The sequence below is a fragment of the Leptotrichia sp. HMT-225 genome (assembly GCF_030644325.1).
Classification (GTDB): Bacteria; Fusobacteriota; Fusobacteriia; order Fusobacteriales; family Leptotrichiaceae; genus Leptotrichia; species Leptotrichia massiliensis.
The window spans coordinates 2089638-2108643 of sequence record NZ_CP130323.1 but is presented as its reverse complement, the minus strand read 5'-3'; the positions used below and the strand labels follow the sequence as shown (position 1 = coordinate 2108643).

Genomic DNA, 19006 nt, shown 5'->3' with positions numbered 1-19006 from the left:
TAAGACGGGGATTTAATATCCTCGTTTTAAATTTACAAAAATCTAGATTACAAAGTAAACTCTAATCAAAAAAAAAAAAAAAAATAACAAAATTGAAATTGTAATATTATAAACATTTGTTACAATAAAACAAAAAATTGTAAGGAAGTTGATATTTATGAAAAAAATATTTTTAATTGTAATACTTATAATAATTACAGTAAGTTGTGAATTATTTAGTCCAAAAGAATGGGGAGAATATAATGAAAGAAGGGAAGAAAGAGGAGTGGGGTGTTATAGACAATATGGAAATGTACATTGTGAAGATAAAGATGGAAATCGAATTTATTAGTCTAAAATTTTAGAGAAATGATTTGCTGTGTTTGAAGTAAAATTTTTGGAATTTTCTTTCTTTTTTTATTTCATAGGATTGCTCATTGCTTCAAATCCTTATCTTGGAGTAAAAAATTATCCTAATAATTAAAATTATGGTAAGATTTTAAATTTTAAGTAAAAGACAACTTAATTTGAGTTTTTCTATTATATTTAAGTTGATAATGAACTTATGAAATTAGAATAATTTTTGTTGAAAGCAAGCTTTGTATTTACTGTAAAATTGAAATTGGAGAGCATGAGTACAGAGGTATGGCGTTTGATACCTCTGTGTTAAAATAAATTAAATATAGTAAATAAAATAAAAAACAATTATTACTCAAAAATAATTTTAGAATAAAAAAATAGAAAAGTTTAAAAAAAAGTAAAGAAAATAGTATTGACAAAAAAAGAGGAATATGATATTATTAATAAGCTAGTTTATTCTGGTAATACCAATATTTTATTGGGAGGGATAGAAAACAATGAGAGTACAAGTTATTTTAGAATGCACTGAAACTAAGTTGAGACATTATGTTACAACTAAAAACAAAAAAACTCATCCCGAAAGATTAGAGATGAGAAAATACAATCCAGTGCTTAAAAGACATTCTCTTTATAGAGAAGTTAAATAATCTCATAAAAATAGATAGGTCAGTAGTTCAATTGGTAGAGCGTCGGTCTCCAAAACCGAAAGTTGCGGGTTCGATTCCTGCCTGGCCTGCCATTTTATTTTATGGGAATTTTTTTTTAAAAATTTAGTTTTGTTAAATTTAAAAGTTAGCAAACAATTTTTTTATGATTACACAATTTAAAAATAAAATAGAAGTTTGAGATTTTGTAATAGAATAACTAAACAAAAATCTTGAAGGATTCTAGGAGAAAATCATGGGTAAATTTAATTTAAAAGAGGCTTTTGGAAATTTGCGTGAAGAATATAAAAAAATATATTGGCCTAATAAAATCGAAGTTTATCATGTTACTATAATTGTAATTTTGATGACAGCGTTTATAGCTATATATACACTTCTTTTTGATACAGCATTTAATTTTATATTGGCAAAAATAAGTGAAATATTGAGAAATCTTATAGGAGGCGCGTAAAGTGACTGAAGCAAATGAAAAACTTGAAGATGAGATTGTATACGAAAAAAAATGGTATATAATTCACACTTATTCTGGTTATGAGAAAAAAGTAGCGGCGGATCTTGAAAAAAGAATTGAGTCGCTGGATTTAACAGACAGAGTTTTTAGAATTTTAGTTCCAGAAGAAGAAGTTTTGGAAGAAAAACGTGGAAAACAAGTAAAAGTTTCAAGAAAACTTTTTCCAAGTTATGTGATGATAGAAATGCTTTCTGTTAAGGAAGAAAATGAGCTGGGATTGGGATATCGTGTTGATAGTGATGCTTGGTACGTAATTAGAAATACAAACGGAGTGACTGGATTTGTAGGAATTGGAAGTGATCCAATCCCATTATCTGATGAAGAAGCTTCAGACTTGCTGGCTAAAATTGGAATTGATGTTGATGGAAACGGACATGCTCCGAGAATTGATATTGATTTTAAAGTTGGTGAAGTTGTTGAAGTAAAAGGCGGCTCTTTTGATGGGCAACAAGGTGAAATTGCAGAAATTGACTATGAACACGGTAAAGTAAAAGTGATGCTTGAAGTTTTGGGTCGTTTAACTCCAGTAGAAGTTGAACATACCGAAATAACAAAAATAGACTACTAAAAGTCAAATACAAAGAAAATAAATCAAGAAGTATTATTAAAGAATAATAATTAGCGAAATTTTAATTTGAAAGAAAAGTGGGAGATTTAACAAATTCAATTACCACAAAGGAGGAAAAATGGCTAAAGAAGTAATCGGAAAGATTAAATTACAATTAGAAGCAGGGAAAGCGAATCCTGCACCACCAGTAGGACCTGCATTAGGACAACATGGGGTAAATATTGCAGAATTTTGTAAATCATTTAATGCACAAACACAAGATAAAATGGGATTTGTAATTCCTGTAGAAATCACTGTTTATGCAGATAGAAGTTTTACATTTGTTTTAAAAACACCACCTGCATCAGACTTGTTAAAAAAAGCAGCTAAAGTTCAAAAAGGTGCTGGAAATTCTATAAAAGAAGTTGCTGGGACTATAACTAAAGCTCAATTACAAGAAATTGCAGAAACTAAATTACCAGATTTGAATGCTGGATCAGTTGAAGCAGCTATGAATATTATTGCAGGAACTGCAAGAAGTATGGGAATTAAAATTTCTGAATAATAAAAATTATTCAAGTTTTAAAGATTGAATAAATGAAAAATAAAATTTAAATGATTTAGAATAAGTGGGAGATTTAGTAAATTCAATTACCACAGAGGAGGAAATAATAAATGGCAAAAAGAGGAAAAAGATATAATGACATTTCTCAAAAAGTGGATAAAATGAAAGTTTATACACCAGAAGAAGCATTAGAATTAGTCTTTGATACTAAAAGTGCTAAATTTGTGGAAACAGTAGAATTAGCAGTAAGATTGGGGGTAGATCCAAGACATGCTGATCAACAAGTAAGAGGTACAGTTTCATTACCAAATGGTACAGGTAAAACTGTAAGAATCTTAGTTATCACAAGTGGAGAAAATATTGATAAGGCATTAGCTGCAGGAGCAGATTTTGCTGGAGATGACGAATACATTAATAAAATCCAAAATGGATGGTTAGATTTTGATTTAGTAATTGCTACACCTGATATGATGCCTAAATTAGGAAGATTAGGAAGAATCTTAGGAACAAAAGGATTAATGCCTAACCCTAAATCAGGAACAGTTACAACAAATGTTGAACAAACAGTTCAAGAATTTAAAAAAGGAAAAGTTGCGTTTAAAGTTGATAAATTAGGATCAATTCATTTGCCAATCGGAAAAGTTGACTTTACAAAAGAAGCTATTGTAGAAAACTTTAAAGTTGCATTAGATCAAATTATTAAATTAAAACCAGCTGCTTCAAAAGGACAATATTTAAGAACAGTTGCAATCTCATTAACAATGGGACCTGGAATTAAAGTAGATCCATTATTAGCTGGAGCATTTGTAGCTAAATAGTAAACAATCTTAATAATAATTTTTATTACCGAGTAGATTTTTCTATTCGGTAATTTATACCATAATTTAAAGGTGTTTTTTCAATAAATTAATAAAAAAATGAAAAACACTTGCAATTTTGTTAAAATTGTAGTATAATACTATATATTGGTTTATAACTATATAAATCAAATATAATATAACCAAAGACAGTAGGTAGAATAAAATTTCTTTAAACCCTACCGAGGTAAGTATTATTATAAATAGATATTAAAATTAAATAATAGATATTTTTATAGTATGATACCTCTGGGCTTATTGTTTTTGTTTCAGAGGTTTTTATTATAAGGAGGTGAAACAAATTGCCAGCACAAGCAAAATTAGAAGCGGTAAAAGGTTTAGTTGAAAAATTAAAAGAAGCTAAAGCAGTAGTGTTTGTTGATTATAAAGGCATCAGCGTTAATGAAGATACTGAACTTCGTAAAACAGCTAGAGAATCTGGAGTAGAGTACTTTGTTGCTAAAAACAGATTGTTTAAAATAGCGTTGAAAGAAGCAGGTTTTGATACAAATGTTGATGATTTATTAGAAGGTACTACATCATTTGCGTTAGGATATGAAGATGGAGTTGCACCATCTAAGTTAATTTTTGATTTTGGAAAAAAATTAAAAGATAAATTAACAATTAAAGGTGGATTGCTAGAATCTGAAAGAGTTGACGTGTCAACTGTGGAAGCATTGGCTAAATTACCATCAAGAGACGAATTACTTGGTCAAATTGCTTACGGATTGTTGTCGCCAGTTAGAATGTTGGCTGTTGCATTAACAAATGTTGCAGAACAAAAAGAAACTGGAGAACCAGCAGTAGCAGCAGAGTAATTTTTAAAATTATAAATAAACTTAAAATAATAAAATAAAATCAAGAAAAAATTAGGAGGAAATAAAATAATGGCATTTAATAAAGAACAATTTATAGAAGATTTAAAAGCTATGTCTGTATTAGAATTAAAAGAAGTAGTTGAAGCTATTGAAGAAACATTTGGAGTATCAGCTCAACCAGTAGCAGTTGCAGGAGGTGCAGCAGCAGGAGGTGCAGCAGCAGAAGAAAAAACTGAATTTGATGTAATCTTAGTATCAGCAGGAGCAGCTAAATTAGCAGTAATTAAAGAAGTAAGAGGAATTACTGGATTAGGACTTAAAGAAGCTAAAGAATTAGTTGAAGCTGGTGGAAAAGCAATCAAAGAAGGAATTTCTAAAGATGAAGCTGAAGCATTAAAAGCTCAATTAGAAGGTGCAGGAGCAACTGTAGAATTAAAATAGTAAAAAACAGATTAATAGTGGAGGCACTCTTAAAATATAGAGAGTGTCTTTTTCCACTATAAAACTTGGAAAAAAGAAATTTTTCTTTTTTGTATTAATTTTTATAAAAAGTCAATATAGATTATTCATAATTACAGTAAAACACTTTAAATTTAGACATAAAATTAAAATATTTTTACATGCCTGCATGCGTTAAAAAATTTAATTTTAGCCTATTTTAAGAAGTTTAGGCACATAATAATTCATTTTAAGACTAAATATGAAAGTTTAAATTTTCAAAAAAACGGTATTTTTAGTCTATTTTTTAGTTTTTTATATAGTAAAATATTTTTGAAATTCTTAAAATTATTCAATGCTATATAATGTGAATTATAAAATAAACAGTAGAATTTAAGACTTTGTAAAAATAAAAAGATTTACAGTAAATAGTTTGAAGATATGATGTAAAGATGAATAATCAAATATTTTTTAGATTGCTTATTGAGATAATTAAATTTTTTGTAATTGGATTATTGTTTGAGTAATATGTAATAACAAATCGAAATTATGAGAACATTTTTTTGATAAAAGTTTAATTTTTGAATTAAAACAGAATATGTTCTTTATAGGGAGGAATTTTTTAAATGAACAAACTTATTGAAAGATATAGTTTCGGAAAAATAGTAGACAGAGGGGAAATGCCGCACTTTTTAGAATTTCAATTAAATTCTTATGAAGATTTTTTACAGACAAAAGTGCCACCTCAAAAACGTGAAAATAAAGGTTTTGAAGCAATCTTTAATGAAATTTTTCCAATCGAATCTAGCAACGGATTATTAAAATTAGAATACTTATGGTATGAAATTCACGATAATGACGAACCTTTAAACGATGAATTAGAGTGTAAAAAAAGAGGTAAAACATATTCTGGTCAATTAAAAGTTAGACTAAAATTAACTAACAAAAGAACAGGAGAAATTCAAGAAACATTAGTTCATTTCGGAGATATACCACTTATGACTGATAAAGCTACATTTATTATAAATGGTGCTGAAAGAGTCGTTATTTCTCAATTACACAGATCACCAGGAATCACTTTTAACAAAGAATTAAATATTCAGACAGGAAAAGATGTGTTTATTGGGAAAATTATCCCTTATAAAGGAACATGGCTTGAATTTGAAACTGATAAAAATGATATTTTAAATGTAAAAATTGATAGAAGAAAGAAAGTTTTATTACCTGTATTTTTAAAAGCAGTAGATTTTTTCCAAAATAATACCGAAATTATGGATCACTTTTTTGAAGAAAAAGAAGTTGAATTGTCAGAACTTTATGAAAAATATAGAGATACTGAGTTAGAAGAAGTTCTACGTTCAAGATTAGAAGGAAGTTTTGTAAAAGAGGATATTTTAGATGAAGAAACTGGAGAATTTGTAGCAGAAACTGAAGAAATTATTGATATGCCAGTTATTCAAAAAATAATTGATGCAAAAGTACCTGTACTAAGTATTTGGGAAGTAAAACCTGAAGATAGAATTATTGCTAATGCTTTGGTTCACGATAGTACCAAAAACAGTGATGAGGCTGTTATAGAAGTGTTTAGAAAATTACGTCCAGGAGACTTGGTAACTGTGGACAGTGCCAGATCGCTTGTTAAACAGATGTTCTTTAATCCTCAAAGATACGATTTGGCAGATGTTGGAAGATACAAGGTTAACAAAAGATTAAAACTGGATGTTCCAGCGGATGTAATCGTATTGACAAAAGAGGATGTTTTGCAAACTATTGAGTATGTAAAAAATCTTGTAAGCGGAGAAGGATTTACAGATGATATTGATAACTTGTCAAACAGACGTGTAAGAGGTGTTGGAGAGTTGCTTTCTATTCAAATAAAAGGTGGAATGCTTAAAATGTCTAAAATGGTCAGAGAAAAAATGACAATTCAAGATATTACAACATTGACTCCGCAAAGTTTATTAAATACAAAACCATTAAATGCTTTAATTCTTGAGTTTTTTGGAAGTGGACAGCTATCACAATTTATGGATCAGTCTAATCCATTGTCAGAATTGACTCATAAGAGAAGAATTTCAGCATTAGGACCAGGGGGACTTTCTAGAGATAGAGCAGGCTTTGAAGTTCGTGACGTTCATAACTCGCATTACGGAAGAATTTGTCCGATAGAAACTCCAGAGGGTCCAAATATCGGACTTATCGCTTCGCTTTCGACTTATGGAAAAGTTAATAAATACGGATTTATTGAAACTCCGTTTGTAAAAATAAACGATGGAAAAGCGGATTTTAATGATATTAGATATTTAGCGGCTGATGAAGAGGAAGGTCTGTTTATAGCACAGGCGGATACTCCTATTGATAAAGACGGAAACTTCCTGACTGATGAAGTTGTGTGCCGTTACGGAGACGAAATTGTACATATTGACAAATCAAAAGTTGATATTTTGGATGTGTCACCTAAACAGTTAGTATCTGTTTCAGCAGGATTAATTCCATTCTTGGAACATGATGATGCCAACCGTGCGTTAATGGGATCAAATATGCAGCGTCAAGCTGTACCGTTATTAAAAACTCAGGCTCCTTATGTAGGAACTGGGCTTGAAAGAAAAGTTGCTGTGGATTCAGGGGCAGTTATTACTTCAAAAGCAGCAGGAACTGTAACTTTTGTGGATGCAAGAAAAATTATTGTAACTGATAAAGAAGGAAAAGAACATTACCATAGATTACTAAACTTTGAAAAGTCTAATCAGTCAATGTGTTTACATCAAAAACCGATTATTGACTTGGGAGATAAAGTTAAAAAAGGCGATATTATTGCAGATGGACCATCTACTGCAGGTGGAGATTTGGCATTAGGTAAAAATATCCTGCTGGCATTTATGCCTTGGGAAGGATATAACTTTGAGGATGGAATTCTTATTTCTGAAAGACTTAGAAAAGATGATGTATTTACATCAATTCATATTGAGGAATTTGATATTGAAGCAAGAACTACAAAACTAGGAGACGAGGAAATTACAAGAGAAATTCCTAATGTTTCTGAGGAAGCCTTGAGAAATCTTGATGAAAATGGAATTATAAGAATAGGGGCTCACGTAACTCCTGATGATATTCTTGTTGGAAAAGTAACTCCTAAAGGGGAAACTGAACCGCCAGCAGAAGAAAAATTACTACGTGCAATCTTTGGAGAAAAGGCAAAAGATGTAAGAGATACTTCATTAAGACTTCCACATGGTGTAAAAGGTACTGTTGTAGATGTGCTTGAATTATCTAAGGAAAATGGAGATGACTTGAAAGCTGGAGTAAACAAACTAATCAGAATTTATATTGCAGAAAAAAGAAAAATAATGGTTGGGGATAAAATGTCTGGACGTCATGGAAACAAAGGGGTAATTTCAAGAGTATTGCCAGTTGAAGATATGCCGCATTTAGAAAATGGAACACCAATTGATGTGTGTCTTAACCCTCTTGGAGTACCATCACGTATGAATATTGGACAGGTTCTGGAAGTGCATTTGGGACTTGCAATCGGAGATATTGACAAATATATTGCGACGCCAGTATTTGATGGGGCAAGTGAAGAAGATGTTAAAAATTACTTGGAAGAAGCTGGATACAGCAGAACTGGTAAAGTAAAACTTATTGACGGAAGAACTGGACAGCCATTTGACAATCCAGTAACAGTTGGACGTATGTATATGCTAAAACTTCACCACTTGGTAGAAGACAAAATGCACGCCAGAGCAATTGGACCGTATTCACTTGTTACTCAACAGCCACTTGGAGGAAAAGCCCAATTTGGTGGACAAAGACTTGGGGAAATGGAAGTTTGGGCATTGGAAGCTTATGGTGCATCAAATATCCTTCAAGAAATGCTTACAGTTAAATCAGACGACATTAGCGGAAGAACAAAAACTTATGAAGCTATCGTAAAAGGACAGGCAATGCCAGAAGCAGATGCTCCAGAATCATTTAGAGTATTAATCAAGGAATTCCAGTCACTTGGACTAGATGTGGCTCTTTATGATAAAGATGGGGAACAAATTGAATTAGATAAGAATGTAGATGCTTAGAAAAAAATGATTAAAACAGATTTTTAAATTTAAAATTGGAATATAAAAAGTTTTCCCACTTTACTTTCTAAAAAAAGTGGAATTAAAGAATAGAGGAGGCTCTTAACGAATGAGTATAAGAGATTTTGACAGTATTCAAATAAAATTGGCATCGCCAGAAAAGATTTTGGAATGGTCGTATGGTGAAATTACAAAAGCCGAAACAATAAATTATAGAACTTTAAAACCTGAAATGGACGGATTATTCTGTGAGAGAATATTTGGGCCGTCTAAAGATTATGAGTGTGCCTGCGGGAAGTACAAGAGAATGCGTTACAAAGGCATGGTATGTGAAAAATGTGGTGTTGAAGTGACAACTTCAAAAGTTAGACGTGAAAGAATGGGACATATTAAACTTGCTACACCAATTGCACATATCTGGTATTCTAAAGGTACGCCTAATAAAATGAGCCTTTTATTGGGAATCAGTACGAAGGAACTTGAGTCAGTTCTGTATTTTTCAAGATACATTGTAACTGATCCAGGAGAAACTGGACTTCAAAAAGGGGAAATTTTAACTGAACGTGAATTTAAAATGCAAGAAAGTCAATTTAAAAATGAATTTACAGCAAAAATGGGAGCTGAAGGAGTTCTAGCTTTGCTTGAAGAAATTGATTTACTTGAATTAGAGAAAAAACTTCAAGATGAGATGGATACAGAACATTCTACTCAAAAAAGAAGAAAAGTTATAAAAAGATTAAAAGTAGTAAGAGATTTGATAGAAGCTGGAAATAGACCAGAATGGATGATTATGACTGTACTGCCTGTAATTCCTGCGGATTTACGTCCAATGGTTCAGTTAGATGGTGGAAGATTTGCCACTTCTGACTTGAATGATTTATACAGAAGAGTAATCAACAGAAATATAAGACTTAAAAAATTAATGTCAATAAAAGCACCTGAAATTGTAATAAAAAATGAAAAAAGAATGCTTCAGGAAGCAGTTGATGCATTAATTGACAATGGTAGACGTGGGAAACCAGTTGTTACACAAAATAACAGGGAATTAAAATCGCTTTCTGATATGTTAAAAGGTAAACAAGGGCGTTTCAGACAAAATCTTTTGGGAAAACGTGTTGATTATTCAGGAAGATCGGTTATCGTCGTTGGACCAAACTTGAAAATGAATCAATGTGGACTTCCTAAAAAAATGGCACTTGAGTTGTATAAACCATTTTTAATGAGAGAACTTGTAAAAAGGGAACTTGCCTCAAATATAAAAGTGGCTAAGAAAATGGTTGAAGAAGAAGATGAAAATGTATGGGAATTAATTGAAGAAATTATTAAAAATCACCCAGTTCTTTTAAATAGAGCACCAACATTACATAGACTTTCAATTCAAGCCTTTGAACCAACATTGATTGAAGGAAAAGCTATAAGACTTCATCCACTGGTATGTTCTGCTTTTAATGCAGATTTTGATGGAGACCAAATGGCAGTGCACTTAGTATTGTCACAAGAAGCACAAATGGAAGCAAAATTATTGATGCTCGCAACAAATAACATTATTGCACCATCAAGTGGTAGACCAATAGCGGTTCCATCACAAGATATGGTAATGGGATGTTATTATATGACAAAGGAAAGAAAAGGTGTTAAGGGAGAAGGGAAATCGTTCTCTAACAAAAATCAGTTAATCACAGCCTATCAAAATGGGCAAGTTGCAGTTCACGCACTTGTAAATGTGAGAATTGATGGAGAAATAGTTCAAACTACACCAGGACGTCTTATGTTTAATACAATGCTTCCAAAAGAAGTGAGAGATTACACAAAGACTTTTGGTAAAAGTGAATTAGGAAAATTAATCGCTGAATTATATAAAAAATTTGGATTTGAAAAAACATCAGAATTATTGGATAAAATTAAAGCATTTGGATTCCATTATGGAACACTTGCGGGGATTACTGTTGGAATTGAGGATTTGGAAATTCCAGAAAGTAAAAAAACTATTTTGGAAAAAGCTGAAAATGAAGTGGCCGAAATTGAAGAACAGTATAAATCTGGTGAAATTATCGATGCAGAAAGATACAGAAGAACAGTTGCTATATGGGATGAAGCTGTTTCAAAGGTAACTAAGGCAATGATGGATAATCTAGATGAATTTAATCCAGTTTATATGATGGCAAACTCTGGAGCCAGAGGATCAATTGCACAAATGCGTCAACTTGGTGGAATGCGTGGACTTATGGCAGATACGCAAGGTCGTATTATCGAAATGCCAATCAAAGCTAACTTTAGAGAAGGACTTAATATTCTTGAATTCTTTATGTCATCACACGGAGCAAGAAAAGGACTTGCGGATACAGCATTGAGAACTGCTGATTCGGGATATTTAACAAGAAGGCTTGTTGATATTTCACACGAAGTGATTGTAAATCATGATGATTGTGGATGCGAACACGGAATTGTGGTATCAGATTTGATGGATGCTGGGGAAGTAATCGAGAAATTAAGTGAAAGAATTTATGGAAGAAACTTGGCAACAGACTTGATTCATGAAGGAAAAGTTATTGCTGAGAGAAATACTTTGATAACTGATGATTTAATTAAGAAGATTGAAGAATTAGATATTCGTGAAGTTGAAATAAGAACGCCTTTAACTTGTAAACTGGAAAAAGGAGTTTGTAAAAAATGTTATGGATTAGACCTTTCTAACCATAAGGAAATCCTAAAAGGTGAAGCAGTTGGAGTTATTGCGGCTCAATCAATTGGAGAGCCAGGTACACAACTTACAATGCGTACTTTCCATACTGGAGGGGTAGCAACGGCAGCGTCTGTTCAATCTGATTACAAAGCTGATGTTTCTGGAAAAGTTAAACTTAAGGATATTTCCATACTTGTAAATGATGAAGGAAAAGAAATTGTTGTTTCACAAAATGGACGTGTGATAATAGGAAAACACAGATATGAAGTGCCATCAGGCTCAACTTTGCATGTGAAAGATGGAGATTCAGTTAAGAAAGGGCAAGTGCTGGTAGAATTTGATCCTTATCAAATACCGATTATTACTTCTGTGGCAGGAAAAGTAGAATTTAGAGATATTTACGTGAGAGAAAATATTGATGTAAAATATGGGGTTACTGAAAAAGTAGCAATAAAACCTGTAGAAAGTAATGATGTCAACCCTAGAATTATAATTTATACAAAAGGTGACAAGAAAGTGGAATATGCAGTTCCTTATGGAGCATATTTGATGGTAAATGAAGGAGACACAGTAAAAAAAGGACAAATTATTACAAAAATCTTGAAAACTGGAGAAGGAAATAAGGATATCACAGGAGGTCTTCCTCGTGTCCAAGAGTTGTTTGAGGCAAGAAATCCTAAAGGAAAAGCCATTTTATCAGAAGTCGCAGGGCGTGTAGTTTTCTCGGATAAAAAGAAAAAGGGTATGAGATTAATCTTGATAGAAGACCCTGAAAATGGGGAACTGATCCAAGAATATACAGTTCCAGTGGGAGAACATTTAGTTGTAACTAATGAAATGTTAATCGAAAAAGGTACAAAAATAACAGATGGACCTGTTTCACCACATGATATTTTGAAAATAAAAGGGCTTGTAGAAGCACAGCAATTTATTCTTGAGTCAGTACAGCAAGTATATAGGGAGCAAGGGGTTGCGGTTAATGACAAGCATATTGAAATAATCGTAAAACAAATGTTCCAAAAGATCAAGATTAAGGAAGCTGGAGATTCATTATTCCTAGAAGACGAATTAATTGATAAGAAAGTTGTAGAACGTGAAAATGAAATATTAATTTCAAAAGGGAAACGTCCAGCAACTTATGAGCCAGTAATTCAAGGTATTACAAAAGCCGCAGTAAATACAGAAAGTTTCATTTCGGCATCATCATTCCAAGAAACAACAAAAGTACTTGCAAATGCTGCTGTTGAAGGTAAAACAGACAGACTTGAAGGACTTAAGGAAAATGTAATTATTGGTAAGAAAATACCAGGTGGAACTGGATTTAAGGACTATAAATATTTGGATGCAGTCTTAAAAAATGACATTGTGGAAGAAGAAACAACAGGAACTGAAAGTGAAGCGAACGGAGAAGAAGTTGAAACTACAGAAACTTTGGATGCTTTGAAAGACAATTCCAATGAAACTATAGAAACAGTAGAAGTTGAATAATTAAGTTAGATAAATAGCTTAATTGTTGTAAAAAATACTTACAGTAAATGTTAGAGTATGATATTCTAATAAATTTTTAGGATTAGATTATCGGTATAAATATTGTGAATAGGGAGATTTATGAATATGAATTTCCCTTATTCGCGTAAAAAATAAAAGGCGGTTTTTAATGAAAGGAAAACTAATCATCGTTTCGGGGCCATCTGGCTCAGGAAAATCAACAGTCACAAAATTAGTAAAAGATAGACTAAATATCCCATTATCAATATCAGCTACAACTCGACAGCCAAGAGTCGGAGAAATCGACGGAAAAGACTACTTTTTTTTAACCAAGGAAATATTTGAACAAAAAATAAATAATGATGAATTTTATGAATATGCAAATGTTCATGGTAATTATTACGGTACACTGAAGGAAGTAGTAGAGAGTAATCTGAATAAAGGTTTAAATGTAATTCTGGAAATTGATGTACAAGGAGCATTAATTGCGAAAGAAAAGAAAAAGGATGCTATTCTTGTGTTTTTTCGTACAAGAGATATGGAAACGTTGGAAAATAGACTTCGCAATAGGAAGACTGACAGCGAAGAAGTTATTCAACTCCGCCTAAAAAATGCAGCAAAAGAGCTAGAATATGAACCAAAATATGATTACACTATAATAAATGATGATATTGAAATGTCTTGTCAAGAATTGATAAACATTATTAATTCATAAGTATACTCGAAATCTTTTAAAATTAAACATATAATTAACAATCGTAGATGTTGTTTTAAAGTGGTTTTATTATATAAGAGGAGAATTTAAAATGAAAAAAGAAAAAATAACAATAGATGAACTATTGACTAAAATACCTAATAAATACGAACTTGCAATTGTTTCAGGAAAAATTGCAAAAAAGGAATTTGCTAAAGGGAAACAAAAATCGGAAATAATGGATGAAGTTTTTAAGGACATAATGGATGACGAAGTAGAAGTTATTCATGAAATTGATGAAGAACATACAGAAAATTAAAAAATTTATTTACAAAGTATTGACTATTTAGAAAAACAAATTATACTAATAGTGTAAATATTTTTTATAAAGCTGTTTTTTGATGGAGGAATAAAAAATAATGATTTATGATGAAAAAGAGATACAAAAATTAATTGATAATTTGGATATTGTTCAAGTGATTGGAGAATATGTAAATTTAAAAAAGATAGGTTCAAATTATAAAGGGCTATCTCCTTTTAAAGATGAAAAGACCCCATCATTTACAGTTAGTCCAGTAAAAAATATTTTTAAGGATTTTAGTACACAGATTGGCGGAAATGTAATTTCATTTTATATGAAAATTAATGATATCAGTTTTGTGCAGGCAGTGGATGAATTGTCAAAAAAGTATAATATTCCACTAAAAAAAAATAGAGCATATCAGACAATTAATCAAGAAATTATTAGAAGAAAATCGGCTAATAAAGAATATTTTGACATAATGAACGAAGCCTTGGTATTTTTTAAGGAAAACATTGAAAAAGCCAACGAAGCATTAGAATATATGAAAGAACGTAATTTTTCCATTGAAGATATAAAAAAGTTTGGAATTGGATTTGCTTCAAATACTCGTGATGACTTGTTTCAATATTTGTTAAAAAAGGAATTTTCTGAAATAAAAATAATGGATCTAGGACTTGTCAAAAGAAATGAAAATGGCGAAATTTATGATACCTTTAGAAACAGGATAATTTTTCCTATTTATAATACTGATTCTCAAATTGTAGGATTTGGTGGGCGTATAATTGACAAAAATACTAATTTGCCTAAATATCTAAATTCACCAGATTCGCCTATTTTTAAAAAAGGAAATGAGCTTTTCGGAATAAAGTACCAAGGAGAAAATATTAAAAAAAAAGGTTTTGCAATGTTGATGGAAGGTTATCTAGATGTATTGACAGCTCAGAAAAATGGCTTTGAGAATGCCGTAGCAAGTCTTGGTACAGCATTTACTGAAGAGCAGGCACAGCTTTTAAAAAAGTACACAGATAAAATTTTGATTTCGTATGACAATGATGAAGCTGGGAAAAACGCAGTCATAAAGGCAAGCTATATTTTGAAAAAATATGATTTTGATGTAAAATGTCTTGTTATGGATGGTAATGAAAAAGATCCTGATGAATTCTTGAGAAAAAATGGGAAAAAAGCGTTTATAGAAGTTGTAAAAAAATCGGAGGAAGTATTTGATTTTTTAACTAAAGAGGCTTCAAAGGATTTGGATTTGGAAGATATAAGTGGTGAAAGAAAATTTATTGAAAGATTAAAGCCATTTTTTTCCAATGTTACAAACAATCTTACTAAAAATCTCTATTTACAAAAATTATCAACCAATTTTAATATTAATGAATTTATTGTAAAAGAGGAGTTAAAGGATTTATCAAAAGAAACTCCAAAACGAAAAAAAAGAATAAATTACGAAAACCAAAAAGTTCAATATAAAAAGGAGAAAAAAGACTTAGATATTGAGCTGGAAGAACAGACACTCACTTATATTTTGGAGTTTTACAATTCTGAAAGAGAAAAGTGTGAAGAATTACTAAATAAAAAGTTTAGTTATTCAATATTTAGCGAACTTATAGAAAAATTAAAAAGAATAAATTTTGATATAATACAGCTTGATAAAACAGATATTTCTGAAGAAAAAAGAGAAATTATTACAAAGTTGAAATTACGGGGAGATAATGATATTAACGATGAGGAGAGTTATTTTAAAGAAATTTATTCTGGTTGGCTTAAACGTGAAATAGATGAGGAAAGAAAAAAAATTGATGAAAAGAATGATAAAATAAAGAAACTTAAATTAAAAAAAATATTAGCAAAGTTAGAAAATATTAGTAAAATTGATGAAATTGAAAAAGTATATGATGAATTTATATTGATAAGGAGACAGGGGTATGTCTGATAAAAAACAAAATTTAAAAAATAGTCTCGCAAATTTTATAAAACAGGCACGAGAACAAAAAATTGTAAGTTACGAAGAAATAAATTCTGTTTTATCTATTGGATTTTCAACCGAGAAAATCGAGCAGTTAATAAAAAAATTAACTGATGATGGTATTCAAATTGTCGATACTAAAAAAGAAAAAGAAGACTTATTAAAAGTCCCTGATTCTTTAGAGGATATTGAAAAACTAGAAATATCAGATTTTGAAGATTCGCATGATGAATTTGTAGAGAATGAAATCGACGATTCGGAAGTGGATAAATTATTACAGACAGATCTATTGAAAATGGCAGAAAGTATGGATGTGGATGAGCCGATTAAAATGTACTTGCGTGAAATTGGACAAATTCCATTACTTAGCTATGAAGAGGAAATTGACTACGCTCAAAGAGTTTTAAATGGAGAAGAGGAGGCAAAACAAAAATTAATTGAATCAAATTTAAGACTTGTTGTAAGTATTGCTAAAAAGCATACAAATCGTGGTTTAAAAATGCTGGATTTAATTCAAGAGGGAAATATGGGTCTTATGAAAGCCGTAGAAAAATTTGAATATGAAAAAGGATTCAAATTTTCAACTTATGCAACTTGGTGGATTAGACAGGCTATAACACGTGCAATTGCAGATCAGGGAAGAACAATAAGAATACCTGTTCATATGATTGAAACAATTAACAAAATCAAAAAGGAAAGCCGTATTATTTTACAGGAAACTGGAAAAGAGCCAACAGCTGAGGAACTGGCTGAAAAACTAGAATTACCAGTAGAAAAGGTAAAAAGTATTTTGGAAATGAATCAGGATCCAATTTCACTTGAAACACCAGTTGGAAGTGAAGAAGACAGCGAACTTGGAGATTTTGTAGAAGATGACAAATTTGCAAATCCTTATGATGCAACAACAAGAGTTCTGTTAAAAGAACAGCTTGACGAAGTTTTAAAAACATTAAATGAACGAGAAGAGATGGTACTCAGATATAGATATGGATTGGATGACGGTTCTCAAAAAACACTGGAGGAAGTTGGAAAAATATTTAATGTTACAAGAGAGCGAATCAGACAGATTGAGGTAAAAGCATTAAGAAAATTAAGACACCCAAGCAGAAGAAAAAAATTGGAAGATTACAGGAGCTAAAGATATTATTTAGCTCTTTTTAGATATTAAGACTAACGGGAGAAAGAAAAGAATGTTAAAAGATATTTTTGAAGATATTAGAAAAAAAGGAAGTTTCAGTTTTGAAAAAATTATAGAAAATTATACAATGAACGATGATGATTTTTTTGAATTTTTAAAATTTATTCATTTGGAAAATATTCCAGAAGTTAGGACTTCAACTGATGGAAGTGATTTTATTGTTTTAGAAGATGAAAATATATTTATTGAAGAAAAAGATACAATAAAATTGTATTTGGAAAACATAAAGGAAAAATATGAAGATCTTGAGAAAAAAAGTGAAACTGGGAAAGAAAAGGAAGAATTAATTGATAAATATTTAAAAATTGCAGTAAAAGAAAGCTTGCTTTACTCAAAATATGGATTTTCATTTTTAGATACAGTTCAGGAAGCTACACTTGGAATTATATCAGGTTTGAATTATTATGATGAAATTATGAAAATAACAAAAGAGCCTGAATTTTTTGTGAAAAATTTTGCTGTAAAGTATATTTTAGAATTTCAGAAAAATCTTTTAAAGGATATTAAATCGTCTGAATTATCCTATATATTATATTTAAAAGTAAAAGTTGATAGAAGTATGGGATTTTCAATGGATGAAATTAGTAAGCAAATGAATGTTTCAACAGAATATATTGAACAGCTTGAAAAATTGTTTGACGAAGTAGAGCCTGAAGAGTTAATCGTAAATTCACAAATATTGGAGAAAGCTGATAAAATTACACAAATGTATATCTTAGAAAATATTCCAAAAAAATTGAATTATCTAGATGAACAGATTTTGGTAATGACTTATGGACTAGATGATAAAGTGTATACAGAAAAGGAAATTGCAAAATCACTAAATATAGCAAGTCACAATGTGAAGATTTTAAAGGAAAAGGCTCTTAACAAATTGTCAATTGATTTAATGAGAAATGATTTTGTGGAAAATAGTGAAGCAACGGATTATGCAATAAATTAATTAAATTACGAAAGGGAAAAATAATTATGAAACTTTGGGAAATAATGGGAGAACTACATACAATTTTTAGTCCAAGAATTGCAGAAGACTGGGACAATGTGGGGCTTTTGATAGGAGATAACACAAGAGAAGTAAACAAAGTATTGTTTTGTTTAGATATTACTGAAAAAGTTGTACAAAAGGCGATAGATAAAAATATAGATTTGATAATTTCACATCATCCAGTAATTTTTTCTGGCTTGAAACGAATTACAAATGAAACTTCACATGGAAGAAAACTTTTAAAATTGATGGAAAATAAAATAGCAGTTTACTCAATTCATACGAATGCTGACTTTGCTATTAATGGTTTGAATGACTTTATAATGGACAAATTAAATTTAGATGGAGAAAAAATAATTTATAACGAGCAAAAATTTGATGATTATAACCCAATAAAACGTAAAATGGAGCATGTACATGGCGGGCTTGCCAGAATAAAAGTATTGAACCAAGCAATGAAACTGGGAGATCTGCTTGAAAGAATAAAGGATTCGCTTGGAATAAGCTATGTAAGATATGTTGGAGATAAAAATGCTTATGTACGTAAAATTGGACTTGTTACAGGTGGTGGAAGCTCATTTTTACATGATGTTGCAGATAAAATTGATGTTTTTTTGACTGGAGATTTGAGATATCATGAAGCTTTGGATGCTCTGGAAGATGGAAAGATTCTCGTAGATGTAGGACATTTTGAAAGTGAATATTTGTTTGTGGATATGATGGAAAAAGAAATGTCAAAATTTTTTGATGGAGAAATGATAAGGCATTTTGAAGAGGAAGTATTTAAATTAGGATAGAAAAATATTAAAAATAATCTAATGAAAATTAAAAATATTGATAAAAATACTAAAAAATTTTGAATATTCAGT

Annotated in this window: 16 protein-coding genes, 1 tRNA gene and 1 other annotated feature; all 17 genes read left to right on the top strand. The window is 30.6% G+C overall.

Features of this window, described 5'->3' with window-relative positions; translation table 11 throughout:
• The first annotated feature begins 157 nt into the window (after positions 1 to 157).
• The 17 genes from QU666_RS10130 to QU666_RS10050 all read left to right on the top strand — a co-directional run bounded on the left by QU666_RS10130 (position 158) and on the right by QU666_RS10050 (position 18934).
• Positions 158 to 331 carry a hypothetical protein gene (locus QU666_RS10130; RefSeq protein ID WP_021768938.1) on the top strand — a complete coding sequence of 58 codons (174 nt, stop codon included), beginning with the start codon at positions 158 to 160 and terminating at the stop codon, positions 329 to 331.
• 505 nt (positions 332 to 836) lie between these two features.
• A complete protein-coding gene (rpmG, locus tag QU666_RS10125; RefSeq protein WP_006807173.1) occupies positions 837 to 986 on the top strand; it encodes a 50S ribosomal protein L33 in 150 nt (49 codons plus the stop codon).
• Positions 987 to 1002: 16 nt separating this feature from the next.
• A tRNA-Trp gene (locus tag QU666_RS10120) sits at positions 1003 to 1078 on the top strand.
• A gap of 161 nt (positions 1079 to 1239) precedes the next feature.
• A complete protein-coding gene (gene secE, locus QU666_RS10115; protein WP_021768937.1) occupies positions 1240 to 1455 on the top strand; it encodes a preprotein translocase subunit SecE in 216 nt (71 codons plus the stop codon).
• Position 1456: 1 nt separating this feature from the next.
• On the top strand, positions 1457 to 2083 hold the full coding sequence (gene nusG, locus QU666_RS10110; RefSeq protein WP_021768936.1) for a transcription termination/antitermination protein NusG: 627 nt from the start codon (positions 1457 to 1459) through the stop codon (positions 2081 to 2083).
• Between the two features lie 118 nt (positions 2084 to 2201).
• Positions 2202 to 2627, top strand: coding sequence for a 50S ribosomal protein L11 (gene rplK / locus QU666_RS10105; RefSeq protein ID WP_006805107.1), 426 nt, complete (start codon positions 2202 to 2204; stop codon positions 2625 to 2627).
• A 110-nt stretch (positions 2628 to 2737) separates the two neighbouring features.
• Positions 2738 to 3445, top strand: coding sequence for a 50S ribosomal protein L1 (rplA, locus tag QU666_RS10100; RefSeq protein WP_021768935.1), 708 nt, complete (start codon positions 2738 to 2740; stop codon positions 3443 to 3445).
• A gap of 164 nt (positions 3446 to 3609) precedes the next feature.
• Positions 3610 to 3775: a sequence feature (ribosomal protein L10 leader region), on the top strand.
• Between the two features lie 11 nt (positions 3776 to 3786).
• A complete protein-coding gene (rplJ, locus tag QU666_RS10095) occupies positions 3787 to 4302 on the top strand; it encodes a 50S ribosomal protein L10 (protein ID WP_021768934.1) in 516 nt (171 codons plus the stop codon).
• Between the two features lie 69 nt (positions 4303 to 4371).
• Positions 4372 to 4743 (top strand): 50S ribosomal protein L7/L12, encoded by a 372-nt coding sequence (gene rplL, locus QU666_RS10090; protein ID WP_021768933.1) that lies wholly within the window; start codon positions 4372 to 4374, stop codon positions 4741 to 4743.
• A 623-nt stretch (positions 4744 to 5366) separates the two neighbouring features.
• The gene (gene rpoB, locus QU666_RS10085; RefSeq protein ID WP_021768931.1) at positions 5367 to 8813 is read left to right on the top strand and encodes a DNA-directed RNA polymerase subunit beta; all 3447 of its coding nucleotides are present in this window, start codon (positions 5367 to 5369) and stop codon (positions 8811 to 8813) included.
• A gap of 109 nt (positions 8814 to 8922) precedes the next feature.
• Entirely contained in the window at positions 8923 to 12984 is a 4062-nt protein-coding gene (rpoC, locus tag QU666_RS10080; protein WP_021768930.1) for a DNA-directed RNA polymerase subunit beta', read from the top strand.
• A 169-nt stretch (positions 12985 to 13153) separates the two neighbouring features.
• Positions 13154 to 13699 (top strand): guanylate kinase, encoded by a 546-nt coding sequence (gene gmk / locus QU666_RS10075; protein ID WP_021768929.1) that lies wholly within the window; start codon positions 13154 to 13156, stop codon positions 13697 to 13699.
• Between the two features lie 91 nt (positions 13700 to 13790).
• Positions 13791 to 13997 carry a DNA-directed RNA polymerase subunit omega gene (gene rpoZ / locus QU666_RS10070; RefSeq protein ID WP_021768928.1) on the top strand — a complete coding sequence of 69 codons (207 nt, stop codon included), beginning with the start codon at positions 13791 to 13793 and terminating at the stop codon, positions 13995 to 13997.
• A 100-nt stretch (positions 13998 to 14097) separates the two neighbouring features.
• A complete protein-coding gene (gene dnaG, locus QU666_RS10065) occupies positions 14098 to 15921 on the top strand; it encodes a DNA primase (RefSeq protein ID WP_021768927.1) in 1824 nt (607 codons plus the stop codon).
• Complete coding sequence (gene rpoD / locus QU666_RS10060; RefSeq protein WP_021768926.1) at positions 15914 to 17092, top strand: RNA polymerase sigma factor RpoD; 1179 nt, start codon at positions 15914 to 15916, stop codon at positions 17090 to 17092. The genes dnaG and rpoD overlap by 8 nt, the downstream gene beginning before the upstream one ends.
• A 52-nt stretch (positions 17093 to 17144) precedes the next feature.
• Positions 17145 to 18095 (top strand): DNA-directed RNA polymerase sigma-70 factor, encoded by a 951-nt coding sequence (locus QU666_RS10055; protein ID WP_021768925.1) that lies wholly within the window; start codon positions 17145 to 17147, stop codon positions 18093 to 18095.
• A gap of 26 nt (positions 18096 to 18121) precedes the next feature.
• Positions 18122 to 18934 carry a Nif3-like dinuclear metal center hexameric protein gene (locus QU666_RS10050; RefSeq protein ID WP_021768924.1) on the top strand — a complete coding sequence of 271 codons (813 nt, stop codon included), beginning with the start codon at positions 18122 to 18124 and terminating at the stop codon, positions 18932 to 18934.
• The last annotated feature ends 72 nt before the right edge of the window (positions 18935 to 19006 follow it).